This is a genomic window from Microbacterium gorillae (assembly GCF_050990725.1).
Classification (GTDB): domain Bacteria; phylum Actinomycetota; class Actinomycetes; order Actinomycetales; family Microbacteriaceae; genus Microbacterium; species Microbacterium gorillae_A.
Genome location: NZ_CP158844.1, coordinates 582,433 through 596,707, shown reverse-complemented (window position 1 = coordinate 596,707; position 14,275 = coordinate 582,433). Strand labels below are relative to the sequence as shown.

Here is a 14,275-nt window from a genome sequence, read left to right as displayed (position 1 = left end):
GACTCGTGTAACCACCGAATGCAAGACTCACCGCATGACCACACCCCGCCCCTTCTCGCTCGGCATCGTCGGTGCCGGGCAGTTCTCCGGCCAGTTCTCCAAGCTCTGGCAGGCCCATCCCCTCGTGACGGACATTTTCGTGACGGATCTGCTCCCCGAGCGCGCCGAAGCGCTGGTCGAACGACAGGGCCTTGCCGGCACCGTCCCCACCTTCGAAGACCTGCTCGCCAGCGACGTCGATGCCGTCGCGATCTTCACCCAGCGCTGGACGCACGGCCCGCTCGTCGTGCAGGCGCTACGCGCCGGCAAGCACGTCTACTCGGCGGTCCCCATGGCGTTCACCGTCGAAGAGGTCTCGAACATCATCGACGCGGTTCGCGAAACCGGACTGACCTACATGATGGGCGAGACCAGCTACTACAACCCCGCCACGGTGTACGGGCGCAAGCAGCGCGAAGCGGGAGCGTTCGGCCGCATCTTCTACGCCGAGGGCGATTACGTCCACGACATGGATCTCGGCTTCTACGCCGCCTACGAGTACAGCGGAGGTGAGGCGTGGAAGAGCACCGCCAGCTACCCGCCCATGCACTACCCGACGCACGCCATCGGTGGTGTGCTCGGCGCCACCGGCGGGCACGCCGTCAGCGTCAGCTGCATCGGGGTGCGCGACGACCGGGGTGACGGCGTCTTCGACAAGGACGTCAGCATGTTCGACAACGACTTCTCCAACGCCACCGCTCTGTTCGAGATGGCCGACGGCGGCTCGATGCGCATCAACGAGTTCCGCCGCGTCGGCTACCCGTCCCATCTCCGGGAGAGCCGCTTCCGCATCTTCGGGACCGAGGGCAGTTTCGAACAGCTCGTCGAGACCTCGGTCTGGCAGAACAAGGAGGGGTGGACCGACATCACGGCCGACCTCGAGTCGCGCCCGAGCATGAGCTTGGATGACCCGTCGCTGGCCGACGTCGACCCGGCACTCCGCGATGCGTTCGTGTCCGGACTCGCCCCGGTGCACGACGCCGGTCGACTGCCCGCCGAGCTGCAGGGACTGCCCAACGGCCACGAGGGAAGCCACCACTTCCTGGTCGACGACTTCGCCCGCGCTGTCGCGTACGGCACGATCCCGACGGTGAACGCCTGGGAGGCCGCCCGGTATACGGTTCCCGGCATCGTCGCCCACCAGTCCGCGCTGCGCGGTGGCGAGCGGCTGCCGGTTCCGGACTTCGGCGACGCCCCGGAATCGCTGGCCTGATGCTGACCCGGTGGCGCGGCGCTCACGCGTCGCGCCACCGGGAGCGGACCTAGACTGATCGACGTGTCGCCCCGAGACCACCAGAACGCGCGTGCGCGAGCCACCCGAGATGACGTTGCGCGCCTGGCCGGGGTCAGCAGCGCGGTGGTCAGCTATGTGATCAACGAGTCCAAGCATGTCTCCCCCGCCACCGAAGCCCGCGTGCGCGAGGCGATAGAGATGCTGGGCTATCAGCCCAATCCCGCGGCCCGCGCCCTCCGGCTCGGCTCCACCGAGGCGATCGGCCTGGTGCTGCCGAGTCTCGCCAACCCGCTGTTCGCGGGACTGGCCGAGGAGGTCGAGCGGGAGGCGACACGTCACGGACTGGACGTGCTCATCGCGACCACCGACATCACCGGTGATGACGGCATGAGCCACATCCGCCACTTCGCCCGCCGCCGGGTCGATGGGGTGCTGCTGTGCACTCCGATGTCGGACGCCGCGCTCGCCCCGCTCCGCCAGGCGGGCGTGCCGATCGTCTTCCTCAATGCGTCGATGGTGCACGGCATCGACGCAATCGGCGTGGACCTGGAGGCCGGTGCGCGGGTGGCCGTGGGGCATCTCGCCGATCACGGGCACCGCCGCATCGGACTGGTGATCGGCACCTACCGCGATGGCACCCGCGACGCGCGCGAGGACGGTTGGCGCGCGGCGCTCGACGAGCGCGGACTCGAGGCCGGGCCGGTGCTGCGGGTGGATTTCGGCATGGCGGCGGGATACCGCGCCGGGCACGATTTCGCCGACATGACCGATCGTCCGCCGGCAGTCTTCATCAGCGCCGATCAACAGGCGATCGGCTTCCTGCGCGCCCTGGCGGAGCGGGACGTCCGCGTCCCCGAGGACATCGCCGTGGCGTCGTTCGACGGCAGCCCGCTCGGTCAGTACACGTGGCCGTCACTGACATCCGTGAGCCAGCCGATTCAGGAGATGGCACGCGCCGCGGTGAAGGCGATCGTGCATCACGACGAACACACCGCCTACACGGGGTTCGCGCCGACGCTCGTGGCGCGGGAGTCCTGCGGCTGCGGCGAACCCGAGGCCTGAGGACCGTTCGTCTCGCCCAGCGGCTCGCTCAGGAACCCCGCAACGAGACGAAGGACCTGCCCGCAGCAGAGCTCACGGGTTCCTGCGCGAGCGAAGCGAGATGAAAGGCGCTTCCGCAGCTGAGCGGACAGATCGCGGCCCGCCCCTGATGAGCGGGATCAGTGGACGGAGAACCCGCCGTCGACAGCGATCGCCTGGCCGGTGACATACGACGATCCGGGGCCGGCGAGGAACACGGCGGCCGCCGCGAAATCCTCAGGGAGCCCGTTGCGGCCCACCGTGGTTCGGGCCGCGAGCGCGGCGACCGTCTCGGGATTCGACGACAGCCGGGTGTTGAGCGGCGTGGGGACGAATCCCGGGATCAGAGCGTTCGACGTGACACCGTGCGACGACCACGCCTCGGACTGAACGCGGGCCAGTCCCTCGATCGCCGCCTTCGATACGCCGTAGGCGCCGCTGCTGGCGAAGGGGCGCTGCGCCTGCTGCGAACTCACGTGGATGAGGCGTCCGTAGCCGCGCTCGATCATCGCGGGAGCGAAGCGCTGCCCGAGCAGGAAGGGAGCATCGAGGTTGACCGCCATCGTGGTGTCCCACACGGTCTCGTCGATCTCGATCATCGGTGGACGCAGGTTGATGCCGGCGGCGGTCACGAGGATGTCGGGGGCATCGAACCGCTCGAGCACCTCGTCGGCGATCGCCGTCACTCCTGCGCGGGTCGTGACATCACCCTGGACCGTGTCGGCCTCGAATCCCGCCGCACGGATGCGGTCGGCAGCGTCCGCCAGCACGTCGGCGCGGCGAGCGACAAGGATCGTCCGAGCACCAGCGCCAGCCAGTGCGTACGCGATGCCCTCGCCGATCCCGGAGCTTCCGCCCGTGACCACCGCGGTGCGCCTGGTGAGGGAGAACAGTCCGGCCAGGTACGCATCACTCATGCTTCGAGGCTATGCCACCGCGGGCGTCCGGACTGGTCGCACCAACCGGCTGTCGTGAACGCATGAGGGTGCGCCGAATCCATGATCAATCCGTCGATACGGTCAGGGATCCGGCGCATGATCCTGCGCTCGCGACGTGTCTCAGCCGAGGAAGATGTCCGGGAACAGCCGGTCGTCGGGAGTACCGGGAACCGCGGCGTAGCCGGAGAAGTCCGTCACGCCCTCCTCCTCCAGCACGTCCTCGACGATGTAGGTGTTGCCGGTGTGCTCGCGCGCATCGCGAGTGAGCACCGCGTAGGCGGCGTCGGCGTAGATCGCGGGAGTGCGCGACGCGGCCATCACCTGGTCGCCGCCCAGGAGGTTCTGCACGGCGGCGGTGGCGATGGTCGTGCGTGGCCACAGCGTGTTCGCGGCGATCCCGTCGGACGCGAACTCCGCGGCCAGACCCAGCGTCGCCATCGTCATGCCGAACTTCGCCAGCGTGTAGCCGGTGTGAGCGCCCAGCCACTTCGGCGTGATGTTCAGCGGCGGCGACAACGACAGGATGTGCGGGTTGCCTGCTTCGCGCAGGATCGGCACCGCGGTGCGGCTGAGCATGAATGTGCCGCGCACGTTCACGTCCTGCATCAGGTCGTACTTCTTCGCAGCCAGATCCAGCGAACGCGACAGGTCGATCACGCTCGCGTTGTTGACGACGATGTCGATTCCGCCGAACTCGCCCTGCGTCTTGAGTACGGCCTCGGTCACATCGTCGTCGTTGCGGACGTCGCCGACGATGGGCAGCACACGGCCGCCGGCAGCACGGATCTGCTCGGCGGCGGTGTGGATGGTGCCTTCGAGCTTCGGGTGCGGGGTGTCGGTCTTCGCCAACAGTGCGATGTTGGCACCGTCAGCGGCGGCCTTCAGCGCGATCGCGAGGCCGATGCCGCGGCTGCCACCGGACATCAGAATCGTCTTTCCGGCGAGGTTGCGTTCGGTCATGAGGTTCCCTTCGATGCGGCGACTCCGCCGCGATCGGCTGCCCGCAGCGCTGCGGCGGGCGGCATGCTTACTTCGTCTTGCCCGCGGACTTCGCCGCGAAGGCCTGGATGCGCACCTGCGCCTCATCGGTGCCATACGCCTCACCGATGGTGCGCGCCTCTTCGGCGAGCTGCTCCACGGCGGTGCGCGTGGGTCGCGAGCGGATGAGTCGTTTCGCCTGTCCGTACGCGCGAGCAGCACCCGCGATCCATCCCCGCGCGATCTCTTCGGCGCGCGCCTTCACGTCGGCATCGGGGACGACCTCCGCCACCAGCCCCCAGTCCAGCGCCTGCGCGGACGTGAGGAGGCGATCGGTGAGCACCAGCTGCAGCGCGCGACGCTCGCCGATCGCCCGCGACAGCGCCTCCGTCACCGACAGGTCGGGAGTCAGACCCATGTTCGCGTAGATGCTGCCGATCTTCGATCCCTCGCCCGCGACCACGTAGTCGCCGGTGAGCAGAATGCCGAGTCCGCCGCCTGCCGTGGTGCCGTGAGCAGCCACCGCGACGGGGATCGACGATTCCGTGAGGCTGCGGATGCCGGAGTTGATCACATGCGCGAGGGCTTCGATTCCACCGGCGCCGAATCCGCCACCGGTGGCCATCGCCGCGACGTCGCCGCCCGCGCAGAACGCGGGACCGTTGGCGTCGATCAGCACGGCGCTCACGTCGTCGCGCGCCACGACATCGGCCGTCACCGCCTCCCAGCGACGCGCCAGCGCCTCGTCGAACGCGTTGAGTCGCGTGGGTCGGTTGAGGGTGATCCGCGCGAGGCCCCCCTCGACGCTGACCAGGAGGACGTCGTCCGTCATAGTGTCGCTCATCTCTGTTCGCCGATCACTTCGGAGCCATGCGGATCGCGCCGTCGAGGCGGATCGTCTCGCCATTGAGGTACCCGTTGTCGACGATCGACATCACGAGTCGGGCATACTCGTCGGGGCGTCCGAGGCGCTGCGGGTAGGGCACCTGCTCACCCAGCGACGCCTGCGCCGCTTCGGGCAGGCCGGCGAGCATCGGGGTCTCCATGATGCCGGGGGCGATCGTGCACACGCGGATGCCGTAGCGGGCGAGCTCGCGCGCGATCGGCAGCGTCATCGCGTGCACGCCGCCCTTCGACGCCGAGTAGGCGGGCTGACCGATCTGACCGTCGAAGGCCGCGACCGATGCCGTGTTCACGATGACGCCGCGGTCACCGTCGTCAGTGGGTTCGGTCTTGGCGATCACCGCGGAGGCCTGCGCGATCACGTTGTAGGTGCCGATCAGGTTGATCTCGATGATCTTCGCGAACGCGTCGAGCGGCGACGGGTTGCCTTCCCGGTCCAAGACCTTCGCCGGCGGCGCGATTCCCGCGCAGTTGACGACCACGCGCAGCGGTGCGGCCGCGTTCGCCTGGGCGACGGCGTCCGCGACCTGCGCGGCGTCGGTCACATCCGCGGCGACGAACGTCCCGCCGATCTCTGCGGCAGCCTCCGTGCCGCGCGAAGAGGGCAGATCGATGATGGTGACATGCGCGCCCGCCTCGGCAAGACGCTTCGCGGTGGCGTTGCCCAGTCCGCTCGCGCCGCCCGTGACCAGGGCGCCGGCCCCACTGATATCCATGTGTTCTCCTTCGAACCCTTCGTCTTGCCTGGCGGCGGTTCCTAGCGAGCGAGACGAAGGACCTCCGTCGTCGATCACCGGAACCGCTCGGTTGACATCCTGTGTCAGCCTACGCGGGACTGAGTGCCACGTCACCCCTGCGTTCTGCTCTCATTCTCCCGATGCCCTCATCCCGCAGTCCAGAGGTAGCGTGAACACATGGAGATCCGGCTCAAGCGCGTGTACGACAGGCCGAGTACCGACGATGGGTACCGGGTGCTGGTGGACCGACTCTGGCCGCGCGGGCTCACGAAGGAACGTGCGGCCGTGGATCTCTGGGCGAAGGACGTCGCGCCGTCACCTGAGCTGCGCAAAGCCTGGCACGCCGCAGACGATGAGCATTGGGGCGACTTCGTCGACCCCTATCGCGCCGAGCTGGCGGGTCCTACCTCGGCCAGCCTCACCGCGCTCGTGCAGGAGCTGCGACCACATCCGACAGTGACCATCGTCTATGGCGCTCGCGACTCCATGCACAATCACGCGGGCGTTCTCGCGATGGAGCTCGGAGAGCGCCTCGGCGTCCCCGTCGAGCACACGGACGCCTAGCGCCGACCCCCGTCGCGAAACGCGAGCCCCCAACACCGCGAGCACTAACGCCCGCGAGACGTGCGGCACTAACGCCCGCGAGACGTGCGACGCCAACACCCGTGAGACGTGCGCCCCGATACCCCGTGAGACTTGCGTCTGCGGGCGACAATCGCCGCGTTGCACGGATCCTCACCCACACACGGAAGTCTCGCGGGTCATGGGTGGGTCCGGGAGCAACGCGGGACAGGGGTGAACGCCTCAGAAGCGGGACAGGGGTGGGGCAAGAAGAAGGCGGGGTGGTGGCCCCTCGCCAACCACCCCGCCTCAACTTCTCCTCAATCCCGCGCCCTCCGGAAACACCCCCCAGTGCTCCACACACGAGACGAGGAACGGTGGGACCTCATCGGGTCCAGCCCCACCGAATGGCGACGAATCGCCATCCCCTCTCGCACCGACTACTGCAACTCCCCCCGGAATCGCATACGGTGTCTCACCCATACAGACGGCAACCCACACGATCTATGACGCGAAACCCAGAACTTTTTTCAAGAACTTTCTGCGGGATCGCAAAAACAGCACTTGATCAGGAATTCGTGTCGAGGCCTGATGTCGGCCAGGGGTCCCACCCGTCTGGGATGTCACGGGCGTGCCACCGATTCCGTCGTTGATCACGACCCCGTCAGCACCGCGGAACCCCGGCGCGTCGAACATGGGACGGACAGAGGAAACACAGCTGGCCATCTGCCTCACCCCTGCGGCACCGTCCTGCCGGTGCTCGGACCGGGCGAATCTGGTCCGTCGTGAACGTGGTGGCGCGGCTGGGCGCGTGAGGACGGGTTCGAGACGAAGGACCTCAGGAACCGGGGCGTAGAGAGCGGCGTCAGACGCCGGGGGCCCAGCGCTGGGCGCCGGGCTCGAGGCAGGCCTCGCTCGCGGCGGCGACGGCGGCGGTCAGCGCGGCGGCGCGGTCGAGCCCCTGAGCGAGCGATGCGGCGAGGGTCCCCGTGAACGCATCACCGGCTCCCGTGGTGTCGACAGCCTCGATCCTCGGCGCTGGCACGTGCACATCGCCCCAGCTGGCGCCGTCGGCACCGAGGGTGCGCACGACGCGGTCATCGTCGAGCCCGAGCTGCGCGGCCTCAGCCTCGTTGACCACGACGATGTCGGCGAGATCGATGAGGTCCGCGATGTCGTCGCGCCAGGGCGACGGATTCAGCATCCCGATCGCGCCACGACGGCGTGCAAGTTCGAGCGCGGCGCGCACGACGTCGACCGGAACCTCCAGCTGCAGCGAGACGATGTCCCCCGCCTGCACCACCTCTTCGAGCGCTGCGACCGCGGAGACATCCAGCGCGGCGTTGGCACCCGGAACCACGATGATCGTGTTCTCGCCACGGTCATCAACGACGATGCTCGCCTGTCCCGTGGGCCCCGGAACGACGCCGAGCTGCGAGTCGTCGACACCGCGCGCGACGAGGTGACGGCGGTAGCGGTCAGCCAGCGGATCATCGCCCACACGCGTGACGAACACAGTGCTGCCGCCAGCCGAGGCGCAGGCTGCAGCCTGGTTCGCCCCCTTGCCGCCCGGGCGCACCGAGACGCCGGTGGCGGTGAGAGTCTCCCCCACCTCCGGGTGGCGGTGGACGGTCAGCACGGTGTCGACGTTGGTCGAGCCGATGACGAAAACGCTGCTCACGGGTGCTCCCTCATCTCTGCGGCCCACGATGGCCGAATTCGACGCTACCGGAATCGGATCGGCGAGGATGAACGCATGAGCATTCCCGCGATCGATCTGCCCGTTCCGGATCGTGTGCTTCGTCTGGCGTCAGGCGCCGCCCTCACCCCGGTATGGCTGAACACCCTGGGCATGGCCACCTTCTCCACCGACGACGGGCGATACATCAAGCACGGAACGATCGACCCCGAATCGTCGCGCGCGGAGGAGGCGGAGCGGCTGGCGTGGGCCGGTCGCTACACGCGGGTTCCGGAAGTGATCGAATACGGCGAAGAGGACGGCCACGAGTGGCTGGTCACCCGCGCGATCCCCGGCCGGAGCGCGGTGCATCCGCACTGGATCGCCCGACCGGAGATCGCTGTTCGCGCGGTCGGCCGCGGACTGCGTCTCCTGCATGACGCGCTCCCGGTGGCGGACTGCCCGTTCGACTGGTCCGTTCCGTCACGAATCGCGGGTGCCGCCGATCGCGGTATCGAGGTGCCCGAGGCGCTCCGATCCGCCCCTCCGATCGACCTCCTGGTCGTCTGCCACGGCGACGCCTGCGTACCCAACACGCTGCTGGATGACGAGGGATCCCCTCTCGCCCACGTCGATCTCGGCGCCCTCGGCACCGCGGATCGATGGGCCGATATCGCCGTCGCCTCCATGTCCGCGGAGTGGAACTACGGTCCCGGCTTCGAAGATATTCTCATCGAGGCATATGGCATCGAACCCGACCGGGAGCGCCTCGCGTACTACCGCGATCTCTGGAACGCCACGTAGCCCCGAGAAACCCAAGCAAGTCCGAAACACCCCGCAACGCGGGGTGTTTCGGACTTGCTTGGGTTTCTCACGGTGATGTTCAGGCGACGCGACAGAGGATCTCACCGTGCAAGAGGGAGAACCAACCGTCCGGGTGCGCGGCCCAGCGCATCCACGCCTCGCGGATCTCGCGGAGGTCGCCCGGGGTGGCAGCCCCCAATTCGACGAGCTGACGCGCGATCCCAGAGTCGACGATGCGGTCCGCCCACATCCCGCCCCACCAGGCGCGATCTCCCTCATCGGCGAAGCACCACGTGCTGGAGCCCGCCTCGACCTGCTCGATTCCGGCCGCGTGAGCCCAACTGAGCAGCCGCCGCCCGGCATCGGGCTCGCCGCCGTTCGCACGCGCGGCATCCAGGTACAGGCGGAGCCACTCGTCCAGCTGCGGCACTGCCGGCCACCACGTGAACGCGCTGTAGTCGCTGTCGCGCACAGCGATGATCCCGCCCGGTCGCGTGACACGCGCCATCTCACGCAGCGCCTGCACCGGATCGGCCACGTGCTGCAGCACCTGATGCGCGTGCGTGACGTCGAACGTGTTGTCGTCGAACGGCAGGCGATGCACATCGGCGACCTGGAAGTCGACGGTGGTGATCTGCCGTTCGGCGATCGTCGCGCGCGTGAGATCGAGCTCCGCCTCACCGATCTCGGTAGCCGTCACGCGAGCGACGCGCTGCGCGAGGTCGGCGGTGATCGTCCCGGGACCCGCGCCGACGTCGAGCAGATGCGCGTTCGGATCCAGGTGCGGGAGGAGGTAGGCCGCAGAGTTCTCCGCCGTGCGCCAGCGGTGCGAGCGCAGTACCGATTCGGCGTGACCGTGAGTGTAGGCAGCCATGGGGTTCCTTCCGTCGTGCGTTCCCACCAGCCTGCCCGTGCGGCCGGGGCAGCGGGAAGACCGTATTCTTCCTAGGAGTCCCGCACCCCCGCAGCGGGAGACGAGGAGGAACCGTGTCGCACGAGCTGGGTGACTTCCTCCGCGCGCGGCGGACCGACCCGGCGCTCAGTCCCACCGCGGCAGGTTCGCGTCGACGCATCACGGGGCTCCGGCGCGAGGAGGTGGCCAGCGCGGCGGGGATCAGCGTCGACTACTACACACGACTGGAGCAGGGGCGCGAGCATCATCCGAGCGACGCCGTGCTGGACGCCCTCGCCGGTGTGCTGCATCTCACGCCCGATGCGCGCGCCCATGCCGCGCGCCTGCGCGAACCTCGACCGACGAACAGCCCGCCGTCGACGAACGCATCGACCGACGCGCTCGCCGTGCGCCTCACGGCTCTCGTCGCGGCGGTACGACCGAACCCCGCGTATGTGCTGGATCGGCTGAGCACCATGGTGGCCGCGAATCCTGAGGGGCTCGACCTCTACGACGGGTTCCGGGAACGCGCTCCGTCGGAGCGAAACACGCTCCGGTATCTCGTGCTCGATCCACGAGCCCGCGACGTGTTCGCCGAGTGGGAGGAACTGGCTCGCGGCGCCGTCGCGCAACTGCGCGCGGCGAACGCGGACGACCTGCGCTCACCTGCGTTGGTGGACTTCGTCACGGAACTCAGTGCGGCAAGCGAGCAGTTCGCGCTGTGGTGGAACGAGCACATCGTTGAGCGTCGACGAGCATCGACCACCCACGTTCGTACCGGCGGGCAGCTGCAGCCGCGACGGTACGAGGTGCTGCATCTGCCGGAGGACGGTCTGCGGATGACCCTCTGGCTGCCAGCGGACTAGTCCGGCGCGCTTCGTCTCCTCGCAAGCTCTCGCGCAGGAACCGGGGGCGTTACTTCGTCGCGACCGCCGTCGTGGCGGGGACGTCGCCGAAGGCTTGCGTCTCCCCGAGGGTGCGCCAGTCACGGATCGGCCACGTCACAGCGAGGGCGGTGCCGACCACGTCGGAGATCGGCACGAAGCCCCGACCCGGCTGCCCCTGGTGGCGGCGCGAGTCCGACGAGTTCTGCCGGTTGTCCCCCATCACCCACACGGACCCCTCCGGCACCACCACGTCGAACGGCAGCCCGAACGAGGATCCCAGCTGCGGATCGTGCAGGTACGGTTCGGTGACGGGCACGCCGTTCACCGATACCCGCAACTGCGCGTCGCAGCACACCACGTGGTCTCCGGGCAGCCCCACCACCCGCTTGATCACATACTGCTCCTCAGGCGGATCGACGATCTTCAGCGTCTCCAGCACCACCTCGACGGGGCCCTTCGAGGCCACCGGCACATCCGGAACCCAATCCTGGCTGTCACGGAACACCACGACATCGCCTCGCGAGAAGCTCCCCTCTCCCGCCTGCAGCTGGTTTACCATCACGCGGTCACCGATCTGCAGCGTCGCCGACATGGAGGCAGACGGGATCGAGAACACCCGGATGAAGAACACCTTCGACCCCCAGGCCAGCAGCAACAGCACGACCGCGACGATGATCACGTCCCGGACGAATCTCCAGAACCGACGTGACCTCGACGCCGCCAGCAGGTCTTCATTGACCGCACTCACGCGTTATCCCTTCGCCCGGTCGCGCCCCCTCAGCGTGATTCGGGTAGGTGCATCATGCACCCTCCGAACGCTTTGCGCGAGGGGCACGCCGAAACGGCAGGCGCGGGATCAGAGCACGCGGGAGAGGAACTCCGCCGTTTCGGGGCGCTGCGGCGCGTCGAAGATCTGCTCCGGCGGACCCTGCTCGATGAGGACGCCGTCCTTGAGGAACACGACCTGATCGGCGGCGCTGCGGGCGAAGGCCATCTCGTGCGTGGCCATCAGGATCGTGGTGCCTGATGCCTTCAGTTCACGCACGACGTCGAGGACCTCACCGACCAACTGCGGGTCGAGGGCGCTGGTGATCTCGTCCAGCAACAGCACCTGCGGATCCGTCATCACGGCTCGTGCGATCGCGACGCGCTGCTGCTGACCGCCCGAGAGGCGATCGGGGTAGGAGCCGGCCTTGTCGCCGAGCCCCATCCGCTGCAGCAGCTCGCGCGCTCGACCCTCCGCCTGAGCGCGCGGCGTCTTGAACACCTTGCGCGCCGCGAGGGTGACGTTGTCGAGCACCGTCATGTGCGGGAACAGGTTGAAGTGCTGGAACACCACCCCGATGCGGGCACGCACGAGGTCCGCGTTGACCCGCGGATCCGTGATGTCGTGACCCTCCAGGAAGATCTGCCCGTCGTCGATCTGCTCGATCAGGTTGATCGTCTTCAGCAGGGTGGACTTCCCGGAGCCGGAAGCTCCGATCAGCACGATGACCTCGTGCCGGTGCACCGCGAGGTCGATGCCGCGCAGCACCGGACTGTCGCCGAAGGTCTTCTTCACACCGCGGATGTCGAGAACCAGCTCGGTCATACCAGGCCTCCCTGCTGCTCGCGCTTCTGCGCCCGCGCCGAGTACCAGTCGGTGAGGCGGATCATCGGGAAGCTGATGAGGACGAAGAGCAAGCCCGCCACCACATACGGCGTGTAGTTATAGGTGAGGGCGTTCTGGATCTGCGCGGCGCGGACGGCGTCGACGGCACCCAGCACCGAGATGAGTCCGACGTCCTTCTGCAGCGAGATGAAGTCGTTCATGAGCGCGGGAGTCACCTTGCGAACGCCCTGCGGCATCACCACCATGCGGAGGGTTTGCCCGTGCGTGAGGCCCAGCGATCGCGCCGCGGTGCGCTGGGACGGGTGGACCGCCTCCATGCCCGCGCGCAGCACCTCGGACACATATGCCGAATACGTGATGATCAGCGCGATCGTTCCCCATACGGCCATGTCGACCTTCGGGAAGATCCGCAGCGTCGGGATGCCGAAGCCCACGAGGTACAGCACGATCAGCACCGGGATACCGCGGAACAGGTCCACATACACCGTGGCGGCCGCGCGCAGCGGGAAGAAGACCGGGCCGCGCAGGCTCCGCACCACCGCCAGCAGGGTGGCGAAGATCGCGACGCCGATGGTGGCGAAGAAGAGCACGCGGATGTTCAGCCACAGTCCCTGCAGGATCTTCGGGAACACCTCGATGCCGTACTCGATGTCGAAGAACGTCTTCTGCACGCTCGACCAGCCCGGTGTGTTCACCAGCACCAGCCAGATCACGATCGCGAAGACCAGGGTCGAGGCGAGGCTCAGCAGAACGGAACGGCGGGAACGCCGTGCCCGGAAGGCACGGCGTTCCCGTTCGATCTCACTGATCTCGGTGGGCGGACCACCAGCTGTCATGAGGACTCCTGTCCGTGTCGTCTCCCCGCAGCGTATGCGACGAGACGCGCGTCCTTACTTGAGGACCGGAACCGCTGCCTCGGTGGAGAGCCACTTGGTGGTGATCTCCTCGAGCTTGCCGGAGTCGCGCAGGGCGTCGACGGCAGCGGTCACGTCGGCGGTGAGCTCCGAGTCCTTCGGCAGCACGAAGGCGAGCTCGTCGCCACCGGTGGTGTCGGCGAACTGGCCCACGATGGCCGAGCCCTCGACCTGTGCGCCCGTCACGTAGAAGGCGGTGGGCAGGTCGGTGACGATGGCGTCGATCTGGCCGGACTGGAGGGCGGCGACGAGGTCCGCGTTGGTGTTGAACACCTGCGGCTCCACACCGGTCGCGTCCACGAGCGTGGTGTAGCTGGTGGTGCCGACCATGACGCCGACCGAGGCCTTCTTCAGCGCGTCGATGGAACCGAGGCTCTTCGCGGTGGTCTCGTCCTTCGCCACGACCACCTGGGAGGTGGTGTAGTACGGCGACGAGAAGTCGACGACCTTCGCGCGGTCCTCGCTGATGGAGTACTGCTGGATGTTGAGGTCCCAGTCCTTCTCGCCCGGCGTGATCGCCGCATCGAAGGTGGTGCGCACCCACGTGATGTCGTCGGCGCTGAAGCCGAGCTGCTCGGCAACCGCGCACGCGACGGCGGCCTCGAAGCCCTCGCAGGAGGCGGGGTCGTCGTTCTTCACCCACGGCTCGTAGGCGGGCTCGCCGGTGGCGATGGTGAGCTTTCCCTCGGTGACGGTGGGCAGCGAGGACTCAGCACCCGCGATGGGAGTGCCGTCGGCGGTGGGGCCGGCGTCGGCCGGGGCATCGGTCGAGCAGGCGGACAGGGCGAGCAGGCCGGCCGCAACACCGGCGACAAGCAGCCCCTGACGGACGGAGCGGAGGATGGAAGGCATGGCGGACCTCAGGATTCGGGAGTGCACTCGGGAGCGGACTCGGTTTCGCGACGGTGCATGAGCACGATCGCGGACGCACGCGTGTGCTCGGGTTGATTCCAGGGTAGGCGGGGATACGCCGTCGCACCGAAGATGGTGACGCACTGTTGCGGAACCGGTACGTGGG

15 protein-coding genes are annotated in these 14,275 nt (G+C 68.2%); 5 read left to right on the top strand and 10 right to left on the bottom strand.

Annotated features, from left to right (window positions below):
• The first annotated feature begins 34 nt into the window (after positions 1-34).
• The gene (locus ABTV68_RS02700) at positions 35-1,252 is read left to right on the top strand and encodes a Gfo/Idh/MocA family protein (protein ID WP_433676082.1); all 1,218 of its coding nucleotides are present in this window, start codon (positions 35-37) and stop codon (positions 1,250-1,252) included.
• A 63-nt stretch (positions 1,253-1,315) separates the two neighbouring features.
• Positions 1,316-2,335 carry a LacI family DNA-binding transcriptional regulator gene (locus tag ABTV68_RS02695; protein WP_433676081.1) on the top strand — a complete coding sequence of 340 codons (1,020 nt, stop codon included), beginning with the start codon at positions 1,316-1,318 and terminating at the stop codon, positions 2,333-2,335.
• A 158-nt stretch (positions 2,336-2,493) separates the two neighbouring features.
• Here ABTV68_RS02695 and ABTV68_RS02690 read toward each other — a convergent pair whose 3' ends face one another.
• The 4 genes from ABTV68_RS02690 to ABTV68_RS02675 form a co-directional block, all read right to left on the bottom strand.
• On the bottom strand, positions 2,494-3,270 hold the full coding sequence (locus tag ABTV68_RS02690; RefSeq protein ID WP_433676080.1) for an SDR family NAD(P)-dependent oxidoreductase: 777 nt from the start codon (positions 3,268-3,270) through the stop codon (positions 2,494-2,496).
• Between the two features lie 141 nt (positions 3,271-3,411).
• Positions 3,412-4,251: an SDR family oxidoreductase gene (locus tag ABTV68_RS02685; RefSeq protein ID WP_433676079.1), complete on the bottom strand. Its 840-nt coding sequence runs from the start codon at positions 4,249-4,251 to the stop codon at positions 3,412-3,414.
• A gap of 67 nt (positions 4,252-4,318) precedes the next feature.
• Positions 4,319-5,101 (bottom strand): enoyl-CoA hydratase/isomerase family protein, encoded by a 783-nt coding sequence (locus ABTV68_RS02680; protein WP_433676078.1) that lies wholly within the window; start codon positions 5,099-5,101, stop codon positions 4,319-4,321.
• A 25-nt stretch (positions 5,102-5,126) separates the two neighbouring features.
• Entirely contained in the window at positions 5,127-5,888 is a 762-nt protein-coding gene (locus ABTV68_RS02675) for an SDR family NAD(P)-dependent oxidoreductase (protein WP_433676077.1), read from the bottom strand.
• Between the two features lie 198 nt (positions 5,889-6,086).
• On the opposite strand from ABTV68_RS02675, the gene ABTV68_RS02670 reads away from it, so the two are divergent.
• Positions 6,087-6,473: a DUF488 domain-containing protein gene (locus ABTV68_RS02670; RefSeq protein ID WP_433676076.1), complete on the top strand. Its 387-nt coding sequence runs from the start codon at positions 6,087-6,089 to the stop codon at positions 6,471-6,473.
• An 862-nt stretch (positions 6,474-7,335) separates the two neighbouring features.
• Here ABTV68_RS02670 and ABTV68_RS02665 read toward each other — a convergent pair.
• Positions 7,336-8,151, bottom strand: a complete 816-nt coding sequence (locus ABTV68_RS02665; RefSeq protein WP_433676075.1) for a ribokinase — start codon at positions 8,149-8,151, stop codon at positions 7,336-7,338.
• Positions 8,152-8,226: 75 nt separating this feature from the next.
• Between ABTV68_RS02665 and ABTV68_RS02660 the strand changes: the two genes are divergently transcribed.
• A complete protein-coding gene (locus ABTV68_RS02660) occupies positions 8,227-8,952 on the top strand; it encodes a phosphotransferase (protein ID WP_433676074.1) in 726 nt (241 codons plus the stop codon).
• 79 nt (positions 8,953-9,031) lie between these two features.
• Here the strand turns inward: ABTV68_RS02660 and ABTV68_RS02655 are convergent, their stop codons facing one another.
• Positions 9,032-9,826, bottom strand: coding sequence for a class I SAM-dependent methyltransferase (locus ABTV68_RS02655; RefSeq protein WP_433676073.1), 795 nt, complete (start codon positions 9,824-9,826; stop codon positions 9,032-9,034).
• 113 nt (positions 9,827-9,939) lie between these two features.
• Between ABTV68_RS02655 and ABTV68_RS02650 the strand changes: the two genes are divergently transcribed.
• Entirely contained in the window at positions 9,940-10,710 is a 771-nt protein-coding gene (locus ABTV68_RS02650; RefSeq protein WP_433676072.1) for a helix-turn-helix transcriptional regulator, read from the top strand.
• A 49-nt stretch (positions 10,711-10,759) separates the two neighbouring features.
• On the opposite strand, the gene lepB is transcribed toward ABTV68_RS02650, so the two are convergent.
• The 4 genes from lepB to ABTV68_RS02630 all read right to left on the bottom strand — a co-directional run bounded on the left by lepB (position 10,760) and on the right by ABTV68_RS02630 (position 14,109).
• Positions 10,760-11,479: a signal peptidase I gene (gene lepB, locus ABTV68_RS02645; protein WP_433676071.1), complete on the bottom strand. Its 720-nt coding sequence runs from the start codon at positions 11,477-11,479 to the stop codon at positions 10,760-10,762.
• Between the two features lie 108 nt (positions 11,480-11,587).
• Positions 11,588-12,322 (bottom strand): amino acid ABC transporter ATP-binding protein, encoded by a 735-nt coding sequence (locus tag ABTV68_RS02640; protein WP_433676070.1) that lies wholly within the window; start codon positions 12,320-12,322, stop codon positions 11,588-11,590.
• Positions 12,319-13,179 carry an amino acid ABC transporter permease gene (locus tag ABTV68_RS02635; protein WP_433676069.1) on the bottom strand — a complete coding sequence of 287 codons (861 nt, stop codon included), beginning with the start codon at positions 13,177-13,179 and terminating at the stop codon, positions 12,319-12,321. The genes ABTV68_RS02640 and ABTV68_RS02635 overlap by 4 nt, the downstream gene beginning before the upstream one ends.
• Before the next feature lie 54 nt (positions 13,180-13,233).
• On the bottom strand, positions 13,234-14,109 hold the full coding sequence (locus ABTV68_RS02630; RefSeq protein WP_433676068.1) for a transporter substrate-binding domain-containing protein: 876 nt from the start codon (positions 14,107-14,109) through the stop codon (positions 13,234-13,236).
• Positions 14,110-14,275: the final 166 nt, after the last annotated feature.